At 36.1% G+C, this 24096-nt stretch carries 25 protein-coding genes; 16 read left to right on the top strand and 9 right to left on the bottom strand.

Features of this window, described 5'->3' with window-relative positions; genetic code table 11:
• Window positions 1–65: 65 nt before the first annotated feature.
• Window positions 66–698: a hypothetical protein gene (locus CES88_RS05975; protein WP_290732371.1), complete on the top strand. Its 633-nt coding sequence runs from the start codon at window positions 66–68 to the stop codon at window positions 696–698.
• A gap of 21 nt (window positions 699–719) precedes the next feature.
• On the opposite strand, the gene CES88_RS05970 is transcribed toward CES88_RS05975, so the two are convergent.
• The 3 genes from CES88_RS05970 to rlmN form a co-directional block, all read right to left on the bottom strand.
• Window positions 720–1142 carry a hypothetical protein gene (locus CES88_RS05970; protein WP_290732368.1) on the bottom strand — a complete coding sequence of 141 codons (423 nt, stop codon included), beginning with the start codon at window positions 1140–1142 and terminating at the stop codon, window positions 720–722.
• An 80-nt stretch (window positions 1143–1222) separates the two neighbouring features.
• Window positions 1223–2557: a serine protease gene (locus CES88_RS05965; RefSeq protein ID WP_290732365.1), complete on the bottom strand. Its 1335-nt coding sequence runs from the start codon at window positions 2555–2557 to the stop codon at window positions 1223–1225.
• A gap of 96 nt (window positions 2558–2653) precedes the next feature.
• Entirely contained in the window at window positions 2654–3727 is a 1074-nt protein-coding gene (rlmN, locus tag CES88_RS05960) for a 23S rRNA (adenine(2503)-C(2))-methyltransferase RlmN (protein WP_290732362.1), read from the bottom strand.
• A 66-nt stretch (window positions 3728–3793) separates the two neighbouring features.
• Between rlmN and CES88_RS05955 the strand changes: the two genes are divergently transcribed.
• Together CES88_RS05955 and CES88_RS05950 are read left to right on the top strand one after the other, a co-directional pair.
• Complete coding sequence (locus CES88_RS05955; protein WP_290732359.1) at window positions 3794–4588, top strand: tRNA threonylcarbamoyladenosine dehydratase; 795 nt, start codon at window positions 3794–3796, stop codon at window positions 4586–4588.
• A gap of 21 nt (window positions 4589–4609) precedes the next feature.
• Window positions 4610–5269, top strand: coding sequence for a TatD family hydrolase (locus CES88_RS05950; RefSeq protein WP_290732356.1), 660 nt, complete (start codon window positions 4610–4612; stop codon window positions 5267–5269).
• On the opposite strand, the gene CES88_RS05945 is transcribed toward CES88_RS05950, so the two are convergent.
• Window positions 5259–5939, bottom strand: coding sequence for a ParB/Srx family N-terminal domain-containing protein (locus CES88_RS05945; RefSeq protein WP_290732354.1), 681 nt, complete (start codon window positions 5937–5939; stop codon window positions 5259–5261). The two genes, CES88_RS05950 and CES88_RS05945, sit on opposite strands and share 11 nt — an antisense overlap.
• 180 nt (window positions 5940–6119) lie before the next feature.
• On the opposite strand from CES88_RS05945, the gene CES88_RS05940 reads away from it, so the two are divergent.
• On the top strand, window positions 6120–6803 hold the full coding sequence (locus CES88_RS05940) for an START domain-containing protein (protein ID WP_290732351.1): 684 nt from the start codon (window positions 6120–6122) through the stop codon (window positions 6801–6803).
• Between the two features lie 58 nt (window positions 6804–6861).
• The gene (locus CES88_RS05935) at window positions 6862–7269 is read left to right on the top strand and encodes a response regulator (protein WP_290732348.1); all 408 of its coding nucleotides are present in this window, start codon (window positions 6862–6864) and stop codon (window positions 7267–7269) included.
• Here the strand turns inward: CES88_RS05935 and CES88_RS05930 are convergent.
• Window positions 7266–8276 carry an ATP-grasp domain-containing protein gene (locus CES88_RS05930; protein WP_290732345.1) on the bottom strand — a complete coding sequence of 337 codons (1011 nt, stop codon included), beginning with the start codon at window positions 8274–8276 and terminating at the stop codon, window positions 7266–7268. The genes CES88_RS05935 and CES88_RS05930 overlap by 4 nt on opposite strands.
• Window positions 8273–9277 carry a putative zinc-binding metallopeptidase gene (locus CES88_RS05925; RefSeq protein WP_290732342.1) on the bottom strand — a complete coding sequence of 335 codons (1005 nt, stop codon included), beginning with the start codon at window positions 9275–9277 and terminating at the stop codon, window positions 8273–8275. Before CES88_RS05925 ends, CES88_RS05930 begins: the two co-directional genes overlap by 4 nt.
• A gap of 217 nt (window positions 9278–9494) precedes the next feature.
• On the opposite strand from CES88_RS05925, the gene CES88_RS05920 reads away from it, so the two are divergent.
• The 5 genes from CES88_RS05920 (at window position 9495) to leuS (ending at window position 16335) form a co-directional block, all read left to right on the top strand.
• Complete coding sequence (locus CES88_RS05920) at window positions 9495–9926, top strand: hypothetical protein (RefSeq protein WP_290732340.1); 432 nt, start codon at window positions 9495–9497, stop codon at window positions 9924–9926.
• Between the two features lie 57 nt (window positions 9927–9983).
• Window positions 9984–11921 carry a prolyl oligopeptidase family serine peptidase gene (locus CES88_RS05915; protein ID WP_290732337.1) on the top strand — a complete coding sequence of 646 codons (1938 nt, stop codon included), beginning with the start codon at window positions 9984–9986 and terminating at the stop codon, window positions 11919–11921.
• A 64-nt stretch (window positions 11922–11985) separates the two neighbouring features.
• Window positions 11986–13086, top strand: coding sequence for a FliG C-terminal domain-containing protein (locus CES88_RS05910; protein ID WP_290732335.1), 1101 nt, complete (start codon window positions 11986–11988; stop codon window positions 13084–13086).
• Between the two features lie 96 nt (window positions 13087–13182).
• Complete coding sequence (locus CES88_RS05905; RefSeq protein ID WP_290732334.1) at window positions 13183–13446, top strand: hypothetical protein; 264 nt, start codon at window positions 13183–13185, stop codon at window positions 13444–13446.
• A gap of 114 nt (window positions 13447–13560) precedes the next feature.
• Entirely contained in the window at window positions 13561–16335 is a 2775-nt protein-coding gene (gene leuS, locus CES88_RS05895) for a leucine--tRNA ligase (protein WP_365992604.1), read from the top strand.
• Between the two features lie 36 nt (window positions 16336–16371).
• On the opposite strand, the gene CES88_RS05890 is transcribed toward leuS, so the two are convergent.
• On the bottom strand, window positions 16372–17418 hold the full coding sequence (locus CES88_RS05890; RefSeq protein WP_290732332.1) for an ABC transporter substrate-binding protein: 1047 nt from the start codon (window positions 17416–17418) through the stop codon (window positions 16372–16374).
• Window positions 17419–17544: 126 nt separating this feature from the next.
• Here CES88_RS05890 and msrA point away from each other — a divergent pair, with 126 nt between their 5' ends.
• Together msrA and CES88_RS05880 are read left to right on the top strand one after the other, a co-directional pair.
• Window positions 17545–18132 (top strand): peptide-methionine (S)-S-oxide reductase MsrA, encoded by a 588-nt coding sequence (gene msrA / locus CES88_RS05885; RefSeq protein ID WP_290732329.1) that lies wholly within the window; start codon window positions 17545–17547, stop codon window positions 18130–18132.
• A 70-nt stretch (window positions 18133–18202) separates the two neighbouring features.
• On the top strand, window positions 18203–18610 hold the full coding sequence (locus CES88_RS05880) for a MerC domain-containing protein (protein ID WP_290732326.1): 408 nt from the start codon (window positions 18203–18205) through the stop codon (window positions 18608–18610).
• Here CES88_RS05880 and CES88_RS05875 read toward each other — a convergent pair whose 3' ends face one another.
• A complete protein-coding gene (locus CES88_RS05875) occupies window positions 18611–19027 on the bottom strand; it encodes a Fur family transcriptional regulator (protein WP_290732323.1) in 417 nt (138 codons plus the stop codon).
• A 94-nt stretch (window positions 19028–19121) separates the two neighbouring features.
• Between CES88_RS05875 and CES88_RS05870 the strand changes: the two genes are divergently transcribed.
• The 4 genes from CES88_RS05870 (at window position 19122) to CES88_RS05855 (ending at window position 23534) form a co-directional block, all read left to right on the top strand.
• Entirely contained in the window at window positions 19122–20486 is a 1365-nt protein-coding gene (locus tag CES88_RS05870) for a CobW family GTP-binding protein (protein ID WP_290732320.1), read from the top strand.
• The gene (locus CES88_RS05865) at window positions 20483–21106 is read left to right on the top strand and encodes a peroxiredoxin-like family protein (RefSeq protein ID WP_290732317.1); all 624 of its coding nucleotides are present in this window, start codon (window positions 20483–20485) and stop codon (window positions 21104–21106) included. The genes CES88_RS05870 and CES88_RS05865 overlap by 4 nt, the downstream gene beginning before the upstream one ends.
• Window positions 21107–21213: 107 nt before the next feature.
• Window positions 21214–21684, top strand: a complete 471-nt coding sequence (locus CES88_RS05860) for a DUF3015 domain-containing protein (protein WP_290732314.1) — start codon at window positions 21214–21216, stop codon at window positions 21682–21684.
• Window positions 21669–23534 (top strand): DUF4105 domain-containing protein, encoded by a 1866-nt coding sequence (locus tag CES88_RS05855; protein ID WP_290732311.1) that lies wholly within the window; start codon window positions 21669–21671, stop codon window positions 23532–23534. Before CES88_RS05860 ends, CES88_RS05855 begins: the two co-directional genes overlap by 16 nt.
• Here the strand turns inward: CES88_RS05855 and CES88_RS05850 are convergent.
• The gene (locus CES88_RS05850; RefSeq protein ID WP_290732308.1) at window positions 23531–24091 is read right to left on the bottom strand and encodes a hypothetical protein; all 561 of its coding nucleotides are present in this window, start codon (window positions 24089–24091) and stop codon (window positions 23531–23533) included. The genes CES88_RS05855 and CES88_RS05850 overlap by 4 nt on opposite strands.
• Window positions 24092–24096: the final 5 nt, after the last annotated feature.

Genomic DNA, 24096 nt, shown 5'->3' with positions numbered 1-24096 from the left:
TTGAAAAGAATTACACGACATAAAGAGGTGAATTTGTTATAAAAATGAATATCAAGGTGAAAACAATGCAAGAAAAATTAAAACTCTTTTTAAGTTCATTTTCCTCTCTATTAGACTATGAGAATAACCACCAATGGTCCCACTGGATGACCTCTGTGGAGAAGATGCTGGATAAGAGCTTTTCAGACTCCTATGATCACTATTCTAAGGCCTTCGGTGGTGCTGGAACGTTAAATGATATTCATTTCTCCGATCCTTGGAGCTTGAGTCTATTTTGGAAGCTAAGATCAATTATTGGAATCTACTTTCAATGTATCGAACTTGATAAAGATGTTCTAACTCAGTTAAATGAATTTAAGAATGAGAAATTAGAGAACTTAAAGGTTCACTGCTGTTCGAATTGTAACGCTCGCTTTGTCACGCAGAGAGACCTTATTCACACGCAAATTCCTTCTAAAATAAATCAACTCATTCTTGAAGATATTTATACGACTCCGATGAAAACCCTCTATGAACGCTTTGCTGTTCTTAGAAAGTCTAGCCCCGAACTTCTAGAGGAGCTGACACCTACAATTGAAGAGGATTGGGAAATCGTGCGCGCAGACCCTTGGTATCAACCATGTGCGAAGTGCTCAGAGAATGCTCTCAAGTTACAAAATTATAAGTATGATGGAACTAAGTGGTCTATGCTCACTTAGTTCCTGTATCATGTTTAATTCTTACTTCAATTTGTTTAGCTTAGAATGATCCTTATTGTAGTAGAAGAGCATCCTGTGACTTCTATAGTAATCCATTACATCATGTTCATGCTTGAGTGTAGGGTGAGCAATAACCCAACTTAGAGCAAGCATTGTTGTTGCTAGAGCTGAAAAAATAATCCCCGATAGAGAAGGGCCTGAAGCGAGTAGGTATTGCTCATAGGCAATGTAATAAATAAATAGAGAAGCTATAAAAGTAAAGACATGAAAGTGTTCATGGGTCTTTAGAAAGTAGATACTATGGTGCGAGTCTATCTCGTCGTAGAGTTCCTCCTGACTTATTTTCAAGTCACCATTTTCGACCATCGTCTCTTCGACCTTGTAGTACATTTCTACTTCATCGTCTTCAGCTTCTGAGATTGGGTTTAATTGAATTGAGAGCATAGAGACTCCTTGGTTACCTTTACATTTATAGGATAGCCAAGGAGTGTGAAGATTTTGTGAAAAACGTCTTTTATTTAGCTTTAATTTTTAAAGATCTCAACAACTTGAAGGAGCTCTTCTCTACCTTCCTTACAATCGACAACACTAGATTCTAGCCAATTCGTAGGCTCATCATGTGAAGCCGTGTGTAGAGCACAGAGGTCTAGAAACTTCGTTCCTGCGAGGTAGCTTTCGTCGCCTAGTTTAACCTGTACGTTAAAGGCGATACCTTTATTTGAGAGTGTGAGAGTAGAGTTTTCAAAGAATTCTGCAAGAATACTAGATGCCGAAGCAACTTTTGGAAGTCCAGTCACTTTGGTAATTCTTGTTACATCTTCTCCACGACATTCGTCGTCCTTACATTGGTAGACAACTCGACACGAACTTCCATTACCATCACTTGACCATGAGTAGTCAGTTTCTCCTCGAACGAGAATTCCCTCTACGATACCTGTTGTTGTATTGAAAACAGGAGAACCTGAATTTCCTCCAAATGTATCTAGATTTCCAACAAAGTACCAGTCATTGGTATTTGTTCTAATATTTGCTCCAGCGGCAACTTTCATTGGAAGACCTGAAGGGTGACCCATAACTGTTATTGGATCGTCTTTCTTTACTTCACCTTCAGTTCTAAAAGAAAGTGGTTTCGCGTCTTCAACATTTCTATCTAATTCAATGACTGCAAAGTCTGCCTTAGTTGAATCACTTAGTTGTTGAGAAATAATTTTCTTACAAGAGTAGACTTGATTCTCCGCTAACTTTGTAACACCCTCTTTAAAACCAAAGGCCCATTGGTAGCTATTACAATCGGCCTGGTTTTCAACACAGTGACCTGCTGTTACAAGAATATTCTTTCCAACAAGAAAGCCAGAACATCTTCCTGGGTTAATTTGATTCGCAAATTGCTCGGTTGGGCATAGATTCATACTTTCTTGAATTGTTTCGGTAGAGAGTTCTCCATTGGTTCCTATATCGCTTTTGGAGATTTGAACCGCTACGGCCTTTGACCATTCTTGATGTCTTGGATCAGTTGAGGCCGAAATATCTAATCTATCATCCTTTCCGTATATGACTTTGGCGGAGAGAAGTTCATTCACAGTACTTTGTTGAACGAATTTATTTAAGTCACTAGTTAAGTCATAGACTTTTCCGTCTACCGTACATTTTTCTGGATACTTTGCAGTAAATGCAGAAATCGATTGTTTGAAGAGTTTAAATTCTCCCGTCGTTGTACTTGGCGAGTAAATATCCACAAATGATTGCTTAAGTGAATTATAGTCTTTTTGGAAAGTGTCTTGGCATTTTACAACTTCATCTTCACATGAAGCTAGTGTTAAAAGTAAACCTAGTGAAATAATTAAATTTAATTGACGCATATATTCTCCCTGGAAAATATAGAATCATATTTTATAAACCCCTAGCAATGCTTAATCAGGGGTTATGTAATAAAGTAATAATGAAGTAGGGAAAAGTTAGAAAATAGAGTGTTCCTGCAATTTCTCTTTAGTGTTTAGTTGTCCACAGGCGGCCAATATGTCACCACCCTTTGTCGTTCGAATTTTAGCGTTTAGCCCGTATTTCTCAAGGCCGTCTCTAAAGTAGAGAACTCTTTCATTTGTGGGTCTCTTATAAGGAGTACCAGGAAACTCATTAAAAGGAATAATATTTATAAGAGAGCGTCTATTGACTAACCACTTGGCAAGTAACTCAATGTCTTCATCTCTATCATTTAAATCTTTAATCAGAAGATATTCATAGGTGATGAATTGCCTTTTTAATAATTTAATCTCATCAAGGTTCTTAAAAAGAGTCTCAAGGTTAAACTTCTTATTTAGAGGAATTAATGTACTTCTATGCTCATCAACTGGTGAGTGAAGAGATAGGGCAAGATTTATATTTGGAAGCTCTGAGTATCTTTTTAAGCCGGGTAAATAACCCGCAGTAGAAAGAGTTATTTGTCGAAAACCTATATGAAGTCCCTGAGCAATAAGAAAGATTTCAATGGCCTTTTTTACATGGTCAAAATTGTGAAGTGGTTCTCCCTGTCCCATGAAAACAATATTAGGAGGAGCTATCTTTTCAGGTCTATTTTCTCGGAGCCACTTATAGGCAATAATATACTGTCCCACTATTTCATGGGTCTCCAAATTTCTGGCGAGTCCCTGCTTACCCGTAAAACAAAAACTGCACTTCATAGCACAGCCTACTTGGCTAGAGAGACAAATAGTATACTTCTTGGCGAAGGGGATAAGAACCGTCTCTACTTTATATCCATCTCTCATTTCCATGAGAAACTTTACTGTTAAATCATCTGATTTCTGAATTTTTGAAATTTTTGGAAGCTCCAGAGAATAATTTTCTTTAATAAATCTAATTGAGTTCTCAGCGATATTGGGAACATTGTCTAGCGTTGAATTAAAGGTTTTATAGAGGTTTCGATAGAGTTCAGTGGCTCCTAATTCTTTAAAACTATTCCTTGAAAACTCATTTTGAAGCTCGTTAAGGGTTAGGCTATAAATGGAAGTGAGCTGTGGTGTGTATTTCATCGTCATTATTATATATTCTGCAAAGTTAGCTTTTGCAACTGGATGAAGTTGTGTTAAATAAAAAAAATGAGTGAAGAAAATTATCGTTTTAGTGGAATTTCAAGATTGTATGGGGCACAAGCTCCTAGCGCTCTTCGTTCTGCCCATATCTGTGTCGTTGGAATCGGGGGCGTAGGATCATGGACCGTTGAGGCTCTTGTTCGCTCAGGAATTGGAAGAATCACAATGGTTGATCTAGATGATATTTGCATAACAAATGTTAATAGACAGCTTCACGCTCTCGATGGAAATATTGGAAGACTAAAAGTTCGGGCCCTTGAAGAGAGGTGCTTGCTCATTAATCCTGATGTGAAGATTAGTGCTATTGAAGACTTCTTAACGAGTTCTACTGTTGCAGATATTCTTTCAGAAGAGTTTGACTATGTCGTTGATGCTATAGACTCTCTCGACAACAAGGCAGTACTTGTTGATGAATGCCTAAAGAGAAGTATACCTATCATTACTATTGGTGGAGCAGGCGGGAAGCAAGATCCGACGAAGATCCTTGTGGATGATTTAGCGAACTCGTGGAATGACCGTCTACTTCAAAGGCTTAGAAAGAAGCTTAGAAGAGAGTACTCTTATCCAACAGATAGAACTCCTTTTAATATCAAAAGTGTCTTCTTACCTGAACTTCCCTTTCTGGCACAAGATGATGGAAGTGTTTGCCAAATAAGAAAAGAAGAGCAGAAAAGTTACCGTCTAGATTGTTATACAGGATTTGGAAGTGCTGCTTTTGTTACAGGAACTTTTGGTTTTGTTGCTGCTAGTGAAGTGGTGAAAGATATTTGTTCTAAGTCTTCAGATTTTGTAAAAAACTAAAACCGATCTATAATCTAGTTAATGTACTTAAACTTTCATACTCATATTTTAAAAAACGATCCAGAAGTTATCAACTTCTATAATGTTGATATTCGCAAGGGCACAGTAGAGTTTACTAAAGGTGATTTTCGTTGCGCTGGAATTCATCCTTGGTGGATAGAAAGAAAGCACTTGGAAAATAGAGATTATTTTAAAAAGTTTTTCTTAGAGAGCGATTTTCTTTGTATGGGAGAAATGGGATTAGATAGATCTTTTAAGAGTACTTCTTTTGAAACTCAGGAAGAGGTCTTTAAGTTTCAATTAGAAATTGCTTCTTTAAGAGAGGACTCCTTTATTATTATTCACTGTGTGAAGGCCTATCAAGAAGTTTTAAATTGCGTAAGAGATATCGGTTTTAAGGGTCACTTAGTTTTTCACGATTATAATGGAAGTGAAGAGATGACTCAGAAATTAGTCGAGAGAGGGGATTACTTCTCTTATGGTAGTATGCTCTTTCGAGAGAACTCAAAGGCCATGAAGTCTCTAAGTTTAATACCTAATAATAGACTCTTTATAGAAACTGATGATCAGCAAGAATTTTCAATCTTTGATGCGTATAAGAGAGCTTCAACTCTTCTTTCTATGGATTTAAAAGATTTAGCTGACCAGTGTATGAAGAACTTTCTAAGGATTAAGGGATAATTTTTTCTTTAAAGCCTGGTAGATTGCTCGCTTCACTACTATGGCAAAGTTTGAGAGCGGCTTTCAGTGCTCTTTGATAATTTCTATCGCTATTAATTCGGATACTCTGGAGGTAGAAGAACTCTGCCCAAGTAAACTCTAGAAAAGGAATATCTACTTTATCAAAACAACCTTCTTCTCTCGCAAAGTAGGCTAAACTTCTATAAGGATTGTCTTTTAAGCTCTCAATATTTTCAGGAATATCTTGGAAGTTAAGAGTGTTAAAATTATCGTCTTTTAAGTAGAGAAATTTCTCTCTTTCCATTTCTTGCGCAAAAGTATTCCAATTCTTATTCGACCAGTCATGGATGATTTTAAGGTAGAGTCTCTTCTTTTCTTTTGGTATATCCGCTTTTAAGAGAGCGAAGCTCAAGTGATGGTGATCGATGATCCAATACTTCTGATCGGGTCCAAGTATCGCAGGAGTCCATTTCTCCTTAAGATAGTTGTCAAGAGAGTCTTTCTTATACTTTTTTAATATTTTTCTTACTTTATCAGGAATTTGGTCGAGACCAATAAAGGCCTGAGTCGGATGAATTTCATTAAGTGAAACAAGTTTTTCTTTCTTAAAGACTTCAGATCTTACCGATAGAGAAGAGAGAATAAATAGAGTAACGAGAAGGCTTTTCATGCGTCGATTCTACCGAAGGTAACTTGAATAGCCAAGTCGGTTATTGTTTTGATTCTATTCTATTTTCTTGTGTTTCTATATATAACTATCTAATTTTAGTAATATTTGTTAGAAATTTCCCATATAAAAAATACTTCTTTGTGGTAGCATTAGATGATTCAAATATTAAGGACGATTATTTTGAAAGTACTTTTACTACTTGTATTTTTAATATCTACAACTTCTCTCGCAAGTAATGACTTCACCGAATTCTTCAATCCTTCAGGGTGGGATAAAGTCTACACTAAGAAAGGAGTAGTCGTTTACTCGCAGAAAGCGAAGGACTCAAAAATTGTAGGCTTTAAAGCAGAAGCTATTTTGGAAGCACCTTTAGAAAATATTTTATCTCTACTAAGAGATGTTGAGGGAACGATTAGATGGGCTCCAAATATGACAGAGAAGAGGACAATTAAAGAATTTAACGATCTAAAGGCTACTACTTATAGCAATAATGATCTTCCGTGGCCTGCTGCGGATAGGGATATGATCTTGATGAATGAATTAAGGTTAGATGAAAAGAATAAGTTCTTAGTAGTTGATACTTACTCTGTAGAAGATAAGAATTATCCCCCAGTTAAAGATATTGTTAGGGCCGAAATGTCCTACGGAACTTTAGAGTTTAGAAGACACGGAGAATTCTCTTCTGTTCGAATGACTTTGTTGGTAGACCCAAAAGGTTCGCTACCAATTTGGCTCGTAAATATGTTGCAAAAAAAGCTTCCTTACCAATTTCTTGAGTCACTAGAAGCTGAAGCTAAGAAAACAGCGATACCTTTAAAGCCTGGAATTAAAGCTTTACTTAAGAAACTAGATAATTTGAAATAGACCAAAAATCTTCACAATTACTCTGATTTCCTTAAGCTATAGATTCTATAATTCATTTATGAGAATCAATCCTGACATGAATATTCTAGTTGTCGATGATGATATAGATGTTCGAAACTTTATTACAACTTTACTTCGAAAGAATGGATTTAGAAATATCCATGAAGAAGTTAATGGAGTAGGTGCAGTTGACTTTATAGAACAGGCCTTCCTAGAGAATCAAAGAGTTGATATGGTCTTAGCTGATTGGGAAATGCCAGAACTTGATGGTATTCATTTTCTAGACTACCTAAAGAGAAATGCTGACTTTAATGAAATTCCCTTTGTTATGGTGACTTCTGATACTGATCGCTACCATGTTGTAGAGGCCATTAATCGAGGAGTCTCTCAATATCTCATCAAACCCTTCGACGAACAAAAATTACTTTCAAAAATAGAAGAAGTTCTAAAGAAAAAAAGAGCTTAGACTTTCTTTGCCCAAGACTTTGCAAGCTTTAAAATCTGAGTAATAAGCTTTGTGTATTGAATTTCTCTATGAGCAGCACTAGAGGCAAATTCATCTTCGCGGGCAATATTTGGATTTGGATTAACTTCTATGATGTAAATGTCTCCATTACTATTCATTCTAAGGTCAACTCTAGCATAGCCATTTAGGTTTAAGTGCTTGTAGGCTTTCTTACAAATATGTTGAATTCTCTTCACTGTCTCCGTATCAAGTTCTGCGTGCTCTGTTTTAATTCCTTTTCGGTCTCTATACTTATTATTCCACTTCGCTCTATTAGAATAGAGCTCCTTTTCAGGCTTTTCGACTTTTTCAAATTTTAATTCCCATATCGGTAGAGTTTTTATTTGATAATTCCCCATTACTCCAACATAGAACTCACGCCCTTCAATAAACTCTTCAACGATGGCATCGACACCTATTTTTTGATTTATATATTGAACTCTCTCTCTGAGTTTTTCTTCGTTGTAAACAATTGAAGCCTTGGCAATGGCAAGGGAAGCTTCCTCTGTTAAACATTTTACAATGAGAGGGTATTCTAAGTGCTTTAACTTTCTCGTTTTCTTATTCTTTGGAAAGACTTGAAACTGAGGGGTCTTCAATCTGTGAAAGAGAAGAATCTTCTTGGTGAGTGCTTTATCTCTAGCAAGCATAAGCCCTCGAGGATTACATCCTGTGTAGGGCACTCTAAGTAGTTCTAAGTAACTCACAACATTTTGATCAAAGAGAACTTCACCATCAAATTCTTCGAGTAAATTGAAAATGAGAGTGGGTTTAAATTCATCAATAGCGTTCTTTATGACTTTTAAATCACTAATGACACCACAAGGGAAAACGCTATGTCCCAGCTCTCTAAGTGCTTTGATCACATCGTATTCAGTTATCCATGGGACTTCATCTTTATTAAAATCTTTCTCTTGAATATCTTCAGGGGGGACAAGGTCTTTATGCATTAGAACGAGTATTTTCACATGATGACCTTATTCTTTCCTTGCTTAACGTAGTGTAGAGTTGATTTACTTAGTAACTGTATAAGAGTTTCTCTCGTTTGAGAGATAGGCATTTTAAGAGTGAGGCTCTTATCTCTACATTCACCTTTGAGCTCTTTTAAAACATCTCTAACTATATAATGATACTGATTCGTATTTTTTGCAACTCTTATGCAAAGCTCTCTCTCATTTAAAGTAATGAAACTAAGCGCATTATTCTTTCGACCGGGGCTAAAGACTTTACTTAAATTCTTTCCAAAGATTGGAGCTTTGTACTTACTTTTTATTTTTTCTTTTCTACTAAGATAAGTTCTAAGCGTAATTCCTAATGTGGAAATTTCATCGACAGTATCTTTATTTTTTAAAAGTGGACGCTTTCCTCTGATGGACTTCATAGTTTTGTCTACATAATTAAGCTTTTCTAGCGCTTTCCAATTCTTATATTTCTCTTTCCAATTAGACTTTGGATCTAACCACACAGCAAAGGTTTCGGCCCAATCTTCATCAGGATGAGCCTGGGCGTAATTTTCTCTTATGTGTTTTACATAGTTTTTTGAGAAAGGCTTTCTGATATAGTCTTTTGGATATTTAAGAGAACTTCTTCCAAAAAGATTCTCTCTCTCTTGGCAATTTCTTAAATTATAAGCATTATCTATTGCGTGACCAACTTCATGTCTTATTAATTTTAAGCATTCAATCTTTGTACTACCTTCAATAAAGCCAATTCTTTCTTTTTCAAGTTTTGAGATTTCTTTATTAAAGAGATAGAAAGGCAGAGCAATTCCAGGGATACCATCAGCGCAAAACCAATCGTCTGAAATCCAAAAATGAAAATGAAAATTGATTCCTTTTATTTTTAGTTCTTCTCGAACAATTTGAATACATTCCTCTGCGAGACTTCCTTTTATTTGAAGTGCTAAGAGACAAAGAGGTGTATTTAAGAGCGAGCTATTTGCTCTCACTCTTTCGAGAGTTTTCGCCATACGTATTTGTAAGCCTATTTGGGATTCTTTACAATAAGTTACGTCTTTTTTACTCATTTTAGAGGCATTTTTATTAGCAAGAAAAATTGCCACAAATCTTAAGATTAGAAGTTTAAGTAATTGTAAAAATAGGTTTACTAATTAAATTAAGTTAATAGTTAATTTTTTCTTCCGATAGTAATTATACTAAGACAAACCTTTAATTCGGATAATACTTATGGACACTGAAATGCTGACATTCTTTGTTGATGAAATAAAGCAGATTAGGAACTCAATGACAGTCTCTATATCTTCACTAATTGAGACTAAGTTAGCTGATAGTTCTAAATTTGAAGAAGTCGGGCAGATGGTTGACCGAATCTATGGAACGGCTGCAACGCTAGGGTTGACTGAAATTAGTGAATACACAAAAGCTGTTAAAGATGTAAGTTACATGGCCTCTGCTAGTGAAAATGAAGCTGGTAAGAAGAAAGTTCTTAAATTCTTAATTAAGTATGTCGAATTGAGCGATCTTATTTGCGAAAGTATTTTTGATAAGAAAGAGTTATCCAAAATAAATCTTCAATTAAAAATAGAAAAGTCTAAGGCCAATCTCTTGAACCAAAGAGAGTTCTTTAGCGTTCAAAAGAAATCTTGTGCCATAGAATAATAGACATCTGCCTATCTCCATTTATAATAATTAAAAAAATATAAATGGAGATAGAAAATGCTTGGTAAATTTATCTTAATGGCCTTGTGCCTCTTAATTCTCTCTTGTGAAAAAAGAACACAAATGGGCTACTCTGGTCACGGTGTTGAGGCCATTGATGCGAAGACTTTATCCAAGTACGCACCAACTGCAATTCCTAAAAATCTTTCTACAGAAATAGAAGCGGAAAATGAAATCCGCTCAACCGGACTAGGGCAATTGACGCCAGACGGGAAAGAGATGTTCTTCTCTTGGTCTGTGACAGGGGTTCGGCAAATTTGGAAAATCGAGGGGCCAAAATCTTTCCCAATTCAAATGACTGGAGGAGAGAATGGAACTTCTCTCGAAGATATAACTAATGATGGGAAACGTCTTATTCTCTCTAGAGATCATGGGGGCGATGAGTATCCAAGTCTATTTCTTCAAGATGCAAGAAATGGTGGAGAGCTTATTAAAATTTTTGGTGAAAAGAAAATAAAGGTCAGCTATCTAGACCAAAGTGAAGATGGAAGCAAGATCTACTATAGAGCAAATGATATAGCGCCAACAACTTGGGGGATTTACGAGTACGATATTACTTCTAAGAAGAGAGAGCTTCTCTATCAAGGAGAAGGTTATTGGTACATTGTTGAGCTCGGTCAGAATGGTGAAATGATCCTAGGTCATGCTCTCGGAAATATTGCTAGAGAGTTCTATCTCTTCAATAGAAGAACTAAGAAAGTAACACCGTTACTAGGTCAAGGAGAAGAGGAGAGTTACTATCTTAGATACTCTCATATAACTGGTAAATTCTTAGTCTTAACAAATAAATTTGATAATTTTAAAAGACTCTATTCCTACGATGGAAAGAATTTTGAGGCGATAACTGAAAAGTTAGAAATGGATATAAATAGTATTTCTATTGCTAAAGACTTCTCCCGCATTCTCCTGCGCTACAATGATCAGGGATATTATAAAATCAAAGCTATTAATGGAAAGAGTTATGGACCTATAAAGCTTCCTGATTTTAGTAAGGCCACTCATACTTTCTTTGGTTCTACAACAAGAGACTCTCGCTATACAATTTTTAGTCAAGCTTTCTACAATAGGCCGCGCGTAAGTTACGTCTACGATTGGAAGAAAGGAACAATGCAAGAGTGGACGATTCCAAGCTCTCCTGAACTTGATACGAGCCACTATACTAATTGGTCTCTTGAATATTATCCTGCTGCAGATGGAACTCAAATTCCTATGTTTGTAAAAAGACCAAAGGAGTGCGAAGTGAAGACTTGTCCTGTGATTATTTCTTTTCATGGAGGCCCTGAGTCTCAATCTAAGCCTGGATTCAGTCCAGGAGCTGAACTCTTCACAAAGAGAGGGTTTATCTACGTTATGCCAAATGTCAGAGGTTCTAGTGGCTATGGAAAAGAATGGTTGAATTCAGATAACGGCGCAAAGAGATTGAATGTTATTACAGATATTAGAGATAGCTCCATTTTCATCAAGAAGCATTGGGCCAAGAATGGGGTAGTACCAAAGGTAGGTATTACTGGAGGATCTTATGGAGGCTACTCAACTCTCTATGGAATGACTGTTTTTGCAGATCATTTCGATGCAGGTGTTGCAAGAGTTGGAATGAGCAGTCTTGTCACATTCTTAGAAAATACAGCAGAATACAGAAGATATTTGAGAGAGACGGAGTATGGAAATTTGAAGAGTGACCGTGAAGTACTTGAGAAACTCTCTCCTATAAATTACCTAAATAAAGTGAAGTCGCCATTACTTATTATTCAAGGAGCCAACGACCCTAGAGTTCCTGCAGGTGAGGCTATTCAATTTCAAAGGGCCCTAGAGAAAAATGGAGTAAAATCATCTCTTATTCTCTTTCCTGATGAAGGACACGGTGTGAAGAAGAGGGCCAATCGAACTCTAAGTACTGGCCATACGCTTAACTTCTTTATCCAGTGGCTAAAATAATATTCTCTCTTTAAATTTCTCTAAAATCTGAGAGAATAGAATAGCTTAAGGAGTGAGGTTTTTTATGAAAATGTGGTCTACATATAGAAAAGATGTAATTAAATCGAGGTTACTGCAAATAATGGAGAGCGGAGATGAGGTTACTGTTTGGCAGAGTCGAGACGAAGAGAAAATAAAATTTCAAGCTTCTTTAATTGAAGTGACTGATTCCAATACTGTAATTGAATTAGAAGATAGCTATAGAAATGCAGATTATAAAATTACGAAAGACAAACCTCTATTTGTTCACTATGCCAAAGGGGATGCTCTATTTAAGAAAGATGCTTTTAAGTCTGAAGGTCTAAAAGTCATTATGAAAACTCCTGTAGAGTTAATGATGAAAGAGAGAAGGACTGTTGAGAGGTTCTTATTTAAGTATCAAGACTTTAAAAATGTTTCTTTCAAAGTTGGAAGTGATGAAAATGTTGAAAGTCTTTCATGTATATTGAAAGATCTATCTGTTCAAGGTCTAGGGATGGTTCTTCATGAAAGTGAAGCAAGCAAACTATCAATAGGTGATAGTCTTTATATCACGTCGATTACAGATCAAAATTTAGATACAGGTCTACTTGCTGAGGTTTGCTATCTGACTCCTTATAGTGTTTCAACTGAGTCAGAATCAAATCTTGTTAAGATAGGTGTTAAATTTTCGGTCTCTCTTGAGAGTGTGACCTATAAATCAATTAGTTCTGTTATTTCTAAGAAGCAGTTAAAACAAAAGGGGCTTGAGGTTTCTACTTTTAATGGCCTAAGTGAAGTAGAGCAAGAGAAAGTTCTTAGGAAAATTTCTGAAGAAAACTTTGCTTTGGCCAATAATATTCGAGAGCAGAACGAAAATATAGATAGATTACGCTACCTAACTCTTGAAATGAAGAGAACTTTTCTTCTTCAAGTGAATTTAGACTTATTGGCAGCGTCTTTAAGATTATCTTCAAAAGAATTGATCTATGACCTTATCAGTGAAGTGACTGACACAATGAGAGAAGAGTTTCTCTATAAACTTGATCAGCCTAAATCCCCATCGGCAATAAATAAGGCGCAAGATGAAATCGTCAAATTCATTAGGTTGAAAGAGAAGATGGGGGAACTTGTTTTAGATCCAACATCTTTTGACGTGCTCGTTTAATTAAAACTATTTAGACTAAGAAAAATCTTCACGGCTTATTGGCGAAGTCTCCTATTTTCAGTAGAAACCACTTTTATAATTTAATAGGAGTGGAAAATGAAAAAACTAATAGTAATTTTAGGTTTAACTTTAATGACTTCTGTAGCTTCGGCTTCAGTATACAAAGTTTGCGTTGCTCAGGCTCAAGAAGCTTGTAAAGAATCTCAAGACTTTAACTACTGTTTTGACTATGTACTAGCTGACTGTATTGATTATAACAATGGTTACAGCAAGTCTGTTCCAGCTTGTGAGAAGTACTGTTCAACTCTTCCTGAAGCAACTCAAAGAGCGATTTGCCTACAAACTTGTAGCCCACTTTAGTCTCTAAGAAAAAACCAAAAGGTACCACGTACCTTTTGGCTTCCTGTCCCTTTTCCTGTACAATTTGCCCTTTAAAATTCTCTATTTCAAAGTAAACTCCAAAGGAATGTTGCAATGAGTTATAATTTTCAAGAAATTGAAGCTAAATGGCAGAAGTATTGGAATGATAATCAAACTTTTAAGGCCGAAGAAAATAGCACAAAACCAAAGTACTATATTCTAGATATGTTTCCATATCCTTCGGGAGCAGGTCTTCATGTTGGACATCCTCTTGGCTATATCGCTTCAGATATTTTTACGAGATTTAAGAGACTAGAGGGCTTTAATGTTCTCCACCCAATGGGCTACGATGCCTTTGGACTTCCTGCCGAACAGTACGCCATTCAAACGGGAAGACATCCTGCAGATACTACAAGAGAAAATATTGCTAGATATAGAGAGCAGTTAGATAAGATAGGTTTCTCTTACGACTGGAATAGAGAAGTTCAAACTTGTAATCCAAAGTATTATAAATGGACTCAGTGGGCATTCATTCAAATGTTTGAGCACTACTATGATCTTGATGAAAATAAAGCGAAGCCAATAAGTGAATTAATTTCAAAACTTTCTAAAGAGGGAAGTGCTGGAGTAAATGCTCACTGTAGTGAGATGGAAGCTTTTAGCGCTGATGATTGGAAGAACTTAAATGAGAAAGATAGAGAGAATACTCTTCAAAATTACCGACTAGCATTTCTTGCAGAGACGGCGGTGAATTGGTGTCCAGGCCTTGGAACAGTTCTAGCTAACGATGAAGTAAAAGACGGTCTCTCTGTTCGTGGCTCTCATCCTGTAGAGCAGAAGAAGATGCAACAGTGGTGCTTAAGAGTTTCTGCATACGCTCCAAGACTTCTTGATGGACTAGATGAGCTCAATTGGTCAGATTCTCTAAAAGAGATGCAAAAGAATTGGATAGGAAAGTCCGTAGGCGCAGAAGTTAAATTCGCGATAAAAGATAGTAGCGAGAAAATAGAAGTCTTTACAACTAGAGCGGATACGATCTTTGGTGTGAGCTTCATGGTTCTTGCTCCTGAAAGTGACTACGTTGACTTGGTCACAACGCAAGGGCAGAGAAGCGAAGTTGAAGATTATCTTGCAGCAACTAAGAAGAGAAGTGAGAGAGATAGACTTGCTGATGTAAAGCGTGTCTCAGGAGTCTTTACTGGTTCTTATTGTATTCATCCATTTACTGGAAAAGAAATCCCAATTTGGATTGGTGACTACGTTCTTGGCGGTTATGGTACAGGTGCTGTAATGTCAGTTCCAGCTCACGATTCAAGAGACTACGCATTTGCAAAACATTTTAATATTCCTATTACTCAAGTTGTTTCAGGCGGGGATATCTCTGAAGAGTCGTATGACGCTAAAGATGGAACAATGATGAATTCTGATTTCTTAGATGGACTTTCTGTCAAAGAGGCCATTGCTAAAATGATTTCAGAAGTTGATGCAAGAGGAATTGGAAAGAAGCAAACAAACTTTAGACTTAGAGATGCCATTTTCTCTAGACAGAGATATTGGGGCGAGCCATTCCCGATTTACTTTAAAGACGGAGTACCAACTCCACTTAGCCTTGAAGACCTTCCGCTTCAACTTCCTGAAGTTGATAAATTTCTTCCAACAGAAGATGGACAACCACCTCTTGGAAGAGCTGAGAATTGGAAGACAAAAGATGGTCACCCTCTCGAGATGTCTACTATGCCTGGCTTTGCGGGATCATCTGCCTACTATCTTAGATATATGGATCCTCATAACGAAGAAGGTCTTGTTTCAAAAGAGGCAAATAATTACTGGCAAGATGTTGACCTCTATATTGGTGGAGCGGAGCACGCGACAGGGCATTTAATCTATTCTCGTTTCTGGAATAAATTTCTCTTTGATATTGGTTACGTCTGCAAAGAAGAACCATTTAAGAGATTAGTTAACCAGGGAATGATCCAAGGGCGCTCTAACTTTGTCTATAGAGTTAAGGGAACAAATGAATTCATCTCTCTTGGTCTTAGAGATAAGTATGATACTCAAGAAATTCATGTGGACGTAAATATTGTTCATAACGATCAATTAGATATGGAAGCTTTCAAAGCTTGGAGACCTGAATTTAAAACAGCGACTTTTGTAACAGAGAATCACGACGGTAAAGAGGTTTACAATTGTGGATACGCCGTTGAAAAGATGAGTAAGTCCATGTTCAATGTTGTAAACCCTGATACTATTGTAGAAAATTATGGAGCCGATACACTTAGACTCTACGAGATGTTCCTAGGGCCTCTGGAACAAGCAAAACCTTGGAATACAAATGGTATTGAGGGAGTTCATAGATTTCTAAAGAAAGTTTGGAATCTCTTCTATCAAGAAGAGAAGCTTACTCTCTCTGACAATGCTCCAACAGCAGAAGAATTAAAAGTTCTTCACACTTGTATTAAGAAAGTAAATGAAGATATTGATTCATTCTCTTTTAATACTTCTGTGTCGGCATTTATGATTTGTGTGAACGATCTGGCAAAACTGAAATGTAACAAGAGAGAAATTCTAAGTGACTTAATTGTCCTTCTTTCTCCCTTTGCTCCACACTTCTGTGAAGAGCTTTGGAGAGAACTTGGAAATACTGAAAGTATCTCTGTTGCTAAACTTCCTGAACTTAATGAGTCATACTTAGTAGAGAGTACTCATAAATATCCTATTTCAATTAATGGAAAGATGAGATTTCTTATGGACATTTCTCTAGATGCTACTAAAGATGAAATTGAGAAACTTGTCCTTGAAAGTGATGAAATTCAAAAATGGCTGGAAGGAAAAGAAATTAAGAAGAAAATTATTGTTCCTAAGAAAATTGTTAATATTGTTGTAGGTTAAAAAAAATAAAGGCCCTAGTGAATTCTAGGGCTTCTTCTAAATACCTTGTAAAATATTAAAGTTATACTTCGTCTTTTTGGTATAGAATTTTGAATAATTCTTATAATTTAGTGAATCTTTATTTAAGATAAATTTTTGATAAATTTTCTTTGCATTTTTAATAGTCGCAAGATGGAAAGGACTTTTATAAGTAAGTCCGAAGTCATTCTTAAAGTCTATTCCTTTATGATAGTCAAAGAGGGCGACGAGAGCAAAGGCCAATTCTAAGTAGTGACCACCAACAGAGCAGAGTTGTTTCTTGTCCATGACATTTTTTATTCCGCTTGAAGTCCAGTCAATTGAGCAAACTTGATAACCACCTTTTCTAGATTCTTGAATTGCTTCTGCCATGAAGTCACTGGCCACTAAGAAACCACAAATATTTGGATAGCGGCCTTCGATATAGGGAAGCATTTTTCTCACTCGATCTTTCTTCCAGTTTCCATAGAGCGATTGTCGTAAATTCTGTCCAAGTTCTTTTGCTACCTTTGCAAATACTTGCTCTCTGATAAGGGATGCATTTGAGAGATGTGTTCCATTTATTGAAACAATATCACTTCCTTCTTTGCAATGCTTTCCAACTTCCTTTGCTACTAGTGTTGCAGCTTGCTCTTCGTCAGGAAAGAAGCTTCCTATCCAATTCTTAAACTTATCTCTTGGAGATCCAATTTCTTTTTGATCTTTCTTCGTTAATTCAATATTTACGAGCATTACTTTTATATCAGTAGCGGCTAAGAGTTTTAAAGAGTCATAAATATTGCTCTTAATTGGAAGGATCATAATATATTCAGGTCTAAACTCCTTAGGTCTATTCACAATTTTTTCAATTTCTTTAAAATAGTAGGAGGGGTGAGAGTTAGAGTAGAGAACTTCTAGTTCAACACCTAAGTCCTTTGCTGCCTTTTGAACTTGATAGGTTGTAATGGTCCAAAACTCATTCTTTGTATCTTTTGGGTCTGGGGAAACAAAGACAACTCGCGGTTGAGCTTTTGCCCAGACTGGCATTATGACAAATAAACTGGCAATTAAAATGAAGACTTTCAAATCAAATCCTTAAGTAGTGGATAAGCTAAGATTCTATCAATAAATTGTCACAAAATTAAAGTGAACTTCACTAAACTTTAGAATACTTTATAATGTCTAAAGTATTGAACTAGAAAAGGAAGAATTATGAAGAATATCCTAATCGTAATATTGCTATTCTTGGGCGCAGCTCACCTTGCTAGTGCTAAGGAAGATATTAGGAAGGCCACTTTTGCTGGCGGGTGCTTTTGGTGTATGGAAGGGCCATTTGACAAGCTTGAAGGAGTTCTGTCGACAACTTCTGGCTATATTGGTGGAGAGAGTACTAGTCCAACTTATAAGGCGGTAAGTTCGGGAGGGACGGGGCATACAGAGGCTGTAGAAGTTACCTTTGATGCGAATAAGGTAAGCTATGAGAAGCTTCTAAGTGTTTTTTGGCGCAATATAGATCCAACTGATAATCAAGGGCAATTTGTAGATAGAGGGAGCCAGTACCGACCAGGGGTTTTCTACTATAATGAAAGTCAGAAAGAATTGGCGAGGAAGTCGAAGCTTCAGCTCGCTGAGAGTAAGCGTTTTAAGAAAGAAATAGTGGTAGAAATAACTAAAGCAGGGGTTTTCTATCCGGCCGAGGAATATCATCAAGACTTCTACAAGAAGAGTCCAATTCGCTATAAATTCTATAGGTTTAACTCGGGCAGAGACCAGTTTTTACAGAAATATTGGAAAAAGTGATATATTTTTTGCAATCTAGTTGCATAAAAATAAGATTCTGAGTATAACTCTCTTACTGAAGAGGTAAGAGATGAATCATGTACAACAAGAAAGAATGGATAAACTAGGGATTATGCTCTCTCTATCTTGCTGTGTTCACTGCTTAGCAACTCCATTTATTCTTATGGCCGCACCGGCCCTTGGTGAGTACTTTCATAGCGAACTCATTCATATAATTCTCTTTCTCTTAGTTGCCCCAATAGCTCTAATAAGTTTTCTTAAAACATATAAGCACACTCAAAAAGTTAGACCTCTTACTCTTGGAGTAATTGGCCTATCAGGACTATTCATTGCAATGTTGCTTCACATGGTTGTTGAGAGCGGTTCTTCTATAGGGCATATTCACGAAATTGAAATTATAGTGAATATAGTTTCAGGCTTAATTCTTGTTACAGGACACTTTTTTAATTTTAAAGATTCTCTCTGTAAGCACTGTTAGTTATTTATTTTGGCAATTTGGGCATATAGCGAAAAATTCTAGTTTGTGTTCCACATCTTTGTAACCCATCAACTCTATTTTTTGATCAATCTCTTCAACGAAGCAGTGATCTAGAACTATAACTTTTGAGCAATCTTTACAAATTATATGGTGGTGATGATGCCCTGGGTGATTGAATTCATAACGGGCGAAATCTTCGTCAAATCGAATACTATTTAGAATATTACTCTCTTTAAATTGCTTGAGAGTCCTAAAGAGTGTGGCCCTATCGCAGAGTCCATCTTCAAGCTTTTCAAAAATTTCATCGGCAGAATACGGACCATGTTCTCTTGTAAGTAGCTTTAATATAGCGGCCCTTGGCTTTGTAAAACTAAGGCCAGCTTCTTTAATTATTTTCTTTATATCTTTCTCATTCATGGATTTATGTTAACAAATAATCAGCAGACTAGCCACCACTTGATTTTAAGGTAGAATATTTCAAGAACGAATAAATATTAGAGGACATATTGCTATGCAAGAACTCATTCCAGTCACATTAGTTGTAGGGTTTCTGGGCTCCGGAAAAACAACTTTCATTAATAGTATTTTAAATGGAGATCATGGAAAGAAGATCGCTGTCATTGAAAATGAGTTTGGTGAAGTAGGAATAGATGAAGAAATTTTGACAGGCTCTGAAGATCTCTTAGTCGAAATGAGCAATGGTTGTATTTGTTGTTCTATGAGAGGAGACCTTGTCGAGTCTCTTACGAAGTTATTAGCAAAGTCTAAGGACTTCGAGCATATTGTTATCGAAGCTACGGGAATGGCAAACCCCGGTCCAATTATTGAAACCTTCTTTTCATCAGATATTCTAAGCGAGTCTTTTACACTCGACTCTGTTATTGGTCTTGTTGATAGTGGCCACTTTAGAAAGAATGTCGATAAGTTCGAGCATAGCGAGCAGATTGCTTTCTATGATCAAATTGCTTTTAGTGAAACGATTCTTTTAAATAAAGTTGATATGACTTCTAAAGAAGAATTAGAAGAAATAAAGAATGATATTTCAAAGAGAAATCCACACGTCACATTAATTGAAACAATTGAGGCGAAAGTAGATTTAAATAAGGTGATGGGGACGAGATCATTTGATCTCTCTGTAATAGAGAAGACAATGCCTAAGACTTCGGGAGTAGAGTATCCATTTAGCTGGGGGGGGATTGTAACTCTTAAGGCCGGATTTTATAAACTCAATATCGGGCACGTTCATCATAATGAGAAAGTAGTTTTCTTTAAAGTTGATGAGGCTGAATTTACTGATCGCATGACTAGCTACGCTTCTTCTATTTTCTTTTCGCCTCAAAGAAGAGCGAAGAGAGGGGCAAATATTAGTGTCGATGAGCACACTCTCTTAGATTTTGAAGGGGCCCACGATGGAAGAAATATTTTAGATATAGAGTTTGATGGAAGTTATGCTTTCTTTTTCACTGATGACCCAAGTCATTTACAGGTTGAGATTATCAACAGAGAAAATCAAGTTATCTCTTTTGAAAATAGTAAGTCCTATAAGAAAGCTCAGCACTCCCATGGTGATGAAGTGAATTCTATTTCTTTGGAATTTGAAGGAGCGCTAAACCCCCAGTCATTTGAAATGTTTTTAAATGTACTTTATACCCAGTACAAAGATGAAATCTATAGATCTAAGGGAGTGTTGCACTTCTTTGGTAATCCTCAGAGAGTTCTCTTTCAAGGGGTGTATTCTTCTTTAAAGTTTGATCATGGAAGAGACTGGGAAGAAACAACAAGTAGAGTGAATAAAATTGTATTTATAGGGAAAGGTTTAATTGGTTCGAGCTTAGAGGCCGGCCTTAAAAATTGTATAGTCGAGGAGACGAAATGAGATTTCTAGTATTGTTAGGATTACTTTTTACTGTGAGTTGTGCTTCAACAAATATGAAAAAAGAAGCAGTTGTAAGTAACGCTTATGAAGTTTCTCCAATTATCAATGGGGCAGTCGTTCCAAATTCAATGGTTAGAAATATAGATGGTGTAGAGGTTGATTTAAATAAAGAATTACAAGGAAAGAATACTGTCCTCGTATTCTACCGAGGAGGATGGTGTCCTTATTGTAATCTTCAACTACAAGGACTAAGAAAAATTGAAAAGAATTTGAATAAACTAGGTTGGGAGATTGTGGGAATTAGTCCTGATTCACCAGCTTCTCTAAAAGAAAGTATCTCAAAGAATAAATTAACCTATACTCTTTACTCTGATAGTAGCGCTAATGCAGCAAAAGCATTTGGTCTTGCCTTTAGAGTTGATGATAAAACTAATAAAAAGTACTTAGGGTATGGAATCAACTTGGATAAGGCTTCAGGGGAGTCACACCATATCCTTCCTGTTCCAGGAGTTTATCTTATAAATTCTAAGGGTGAGATTGTTTTTAATTATATTCATCCTAATTACAAAATCAGACTTAAAGAGTCGATTATTTTAAATGCTGCTAAAGAGTTAAAATAACTTGGTATTTCCCCAACTTGATTGTTGGGGGGAATAAATTAAAATTATTTCAGTTTTTCATTTTAATAGGTATAATTTCTAAGGAATTATTTTTTCACGGAGGAAAAATGAAAAAAATACTACTTATCGGTGCTCTACTTATTTCTACACACGCGTTTGCTGGAGATTCATCGTCTGGTTGTGGGCTTGGTTGGGCCGTACTAAAGAAGAACTCTCTTATTTCATCATTCACGAGAACTTTTATCAACGCAACATTTTCAAGTACAATTGGAATGACTTTTGGAACTTCAGGATGTGCGCAACACAGTATTGTAAAGAATGAGAGTAAGATCATTCACTTTGCAGAATCAAATTACTACCAACTCCAAAAAGAAATCGCTCTTGGAAAGGGAAGCTACCTGACAGCTTTCTCTGGACTTATTGGTTGTGGAAATTCTGTTGAATTTAATTCAAAAATTCAAAAAAACTTTGATAAGATTTATCCTGAATTATCAACGACTCCAACAACAGCTCTAAAGAATATTCTTCAGACTGTTCAAGGTGATCAGGAGCTTTCAAGAAATTGTCAAATTATCTAAGAATATCACTTTTTATAACACTGGCCCTCAATTCATTGAATCTAAGGGCCAGTGATTTACTTCAAGATAAAATTCAAAAAGTTTCAACATTCAAGTACTGGAAAGGATTAATTCACTTTCAGGGTGGTTTTTTTAAAACTGAGTCTCTTGCTGACTCTGAGAGTTTCTTTCTTGCAAAGAATGGAAAGCATGATTTAGCCAAAGAGCTTGCTGCTAATATTAAAGCATTCAAAAGTATTGAAAATACTTATACTCCCCAGAAAATCCCCGCTCAATGCGCGTTTCCTGAGCGCTTTAATTTTATAAAGAAGAATTTTCCAGAAATAAATTTCAAAAGTCCAAAGTGTCCTCACTTTAAAAGATGGAAGAGTGCAGTTGTAGGGGAGAGTCTCTCTCTTGTCTTTGCTTCTTCTTTTGTAAATAATCCCTCGTCTATGTTTGGTCATACTTTTTTAAAATTTAATAAGAAAGGAAATGAGTCACTAAGTAAGGATATGTTCAACTACGTGGTGGCCTTCTCTGCTAAGGCCGATGATAAGCCAGGGCTTCTCTATGCTATAAAAGGTCTCTTTGGAGGCTACAAGGGAATAGTTGATGTTCAACCTTTCTATCAAACTCTAAGAGAATATTCTAAAGTAGAGTCGAGAGATATTTGGGATTATCAATTGAGTCTTACTAAGCCCCAAGTAGATGCACTTGTTAATCATATATGGGAGCTCTATGCCAATGCTAATTTTGACTATTACTTCTTTGATGAGAATTGTACTTCCGTCTTAGTCCGAATTCTAAGTCTTGTGACTAATATTGATCTTGATAAGAAGATGAGTGGATACTCGCTTCCTACTGATTTTCTTCGCGTTCTAGTTGATAGTCACTTAGTAGAAAAAACTTCTTATTATCCTTCTCTTAGAAAGCAATTCTTTGCATCATACGATTCTTTAAGCAATTTACAAAGGGATAGCTTTTCTAAAATTCTAGATGAAGAGTCAGAGATTGGAGATAGAGAAACCCTTAGCTCTCTAGTTCACTACTACGATTACATAAGACATGATCATGAGAATAAGGTTTCTAGTGAATTTCAGCAGGCCCAAAAAAGAATACTCTCTCTTAGTTCTAAGAAAGGAAAGTCAAAAGAGATTACTGCGAAGACGCCTTCAGCTCCAGAGGAGGGACATCTTCCTGGACGAATTGATTTGATGTATGGAAAGGAAGGTTCATCAAAGACTAGCATTCTAACTTTTAGACCGACATTTCATGCTCTTATTGATCCCTCTGAAGGTTATGAGCCTTGGTCGCATATAGAATTATTTAAATTGAGTGCAAAGTTTAATCATAGTCAAAAAGATTTAGTCCTAAATGAATTTCTATTTGCTGAAATTCAAAGCTTACCCGATTTTAAATTTCTAGATACCAATACTTCGTGGAGTCTAGATTTAAGGGCGACTCCTCTATACGAAGAGGGAAAGATAAACTCTTATAAGGGAAGTTTTAATTTGGATATGGGGCTTTCTAAGCATAGTGAGTACTTTCTCTTTAGTATTTTAACTGGAGCGCGAATAGAGGGACATAGTAGCTTTAAAAATAAACTTAAAGTTGGACCTAATGTGAAAATTAATATTGGGGTGAATCTCTTTCAAACGAAATTAATCTTGGAGAGTAGTTACTTTTACTCGCTCTTAGAAGCTAAAGAGAAGATTCATAGAGATTATTTACAAACGAAATTACAGTTGAGTTCAAATATTTCTAAAAGAATTTCTATAAAATTAGAAGGGACCCACTTCAGCGACATTGAAAATATTAACAAGGCGACCTATCAGAGCTATCTCTTTGGAGTAGGGATCTACTATTAGGCTAATCCTTTATATCTCTTGGCCAGACGCTCGATTTCGATTTTTTGTTTTTGCTGGAGCTCATCGATTTTTTCTTTATAGCTTTCGTTGATACTTGTAATATCTTTAAGATTTCTCTTACTAGATTTTTCAAGACGTTTTGAATTAGTAAGTTTCACTTGATTTAACTCGTGATCTTTCTTTTCTAAAATTTCTTGGAAGTTCTTACTCACTCTTTGAAGTTCAGTTCTAAATTCATTTCTACTTTGAATTCTCTCTTCTTTAAATCCTTCTTTGAGTTCATCAATTTCTTTCTTATGTCTTGCTTTGATTTCTACAATTTTTTCTTTAATATCATTACTGGCACCCCCTAATTGAACATCATAAGACTTTGCCGTATTAATTCTGTCTTCTTCGTAGGTATCCACAATATTATTAACTTTATCATCATGTGCAATCTCTTTAGAGTCGAGTTGTTCTTCGTAGCTATTTTTGAGTTCGTCAAATTGCTCTCTTCTTCTTGATTCGAGCTGTCTGATTTCTTGGGAATGGTCGTAATTGCTATCGATTGTACTCATAGGTA

Source organism: Halobacteriovorax sp. JY17 (assembly GCF_002753895.1).
Classification (GTDB): Bacteria; Bdellovibrionota; Bacteriovoracia; order Bacteriovoracales; family Bacteriovoracaceae; genus Halobacteriovorax.
Note: the sequence above shows the minus strand (reverse complement) of the source record. Positions and strands in the feature narration are given on the sequence as shown.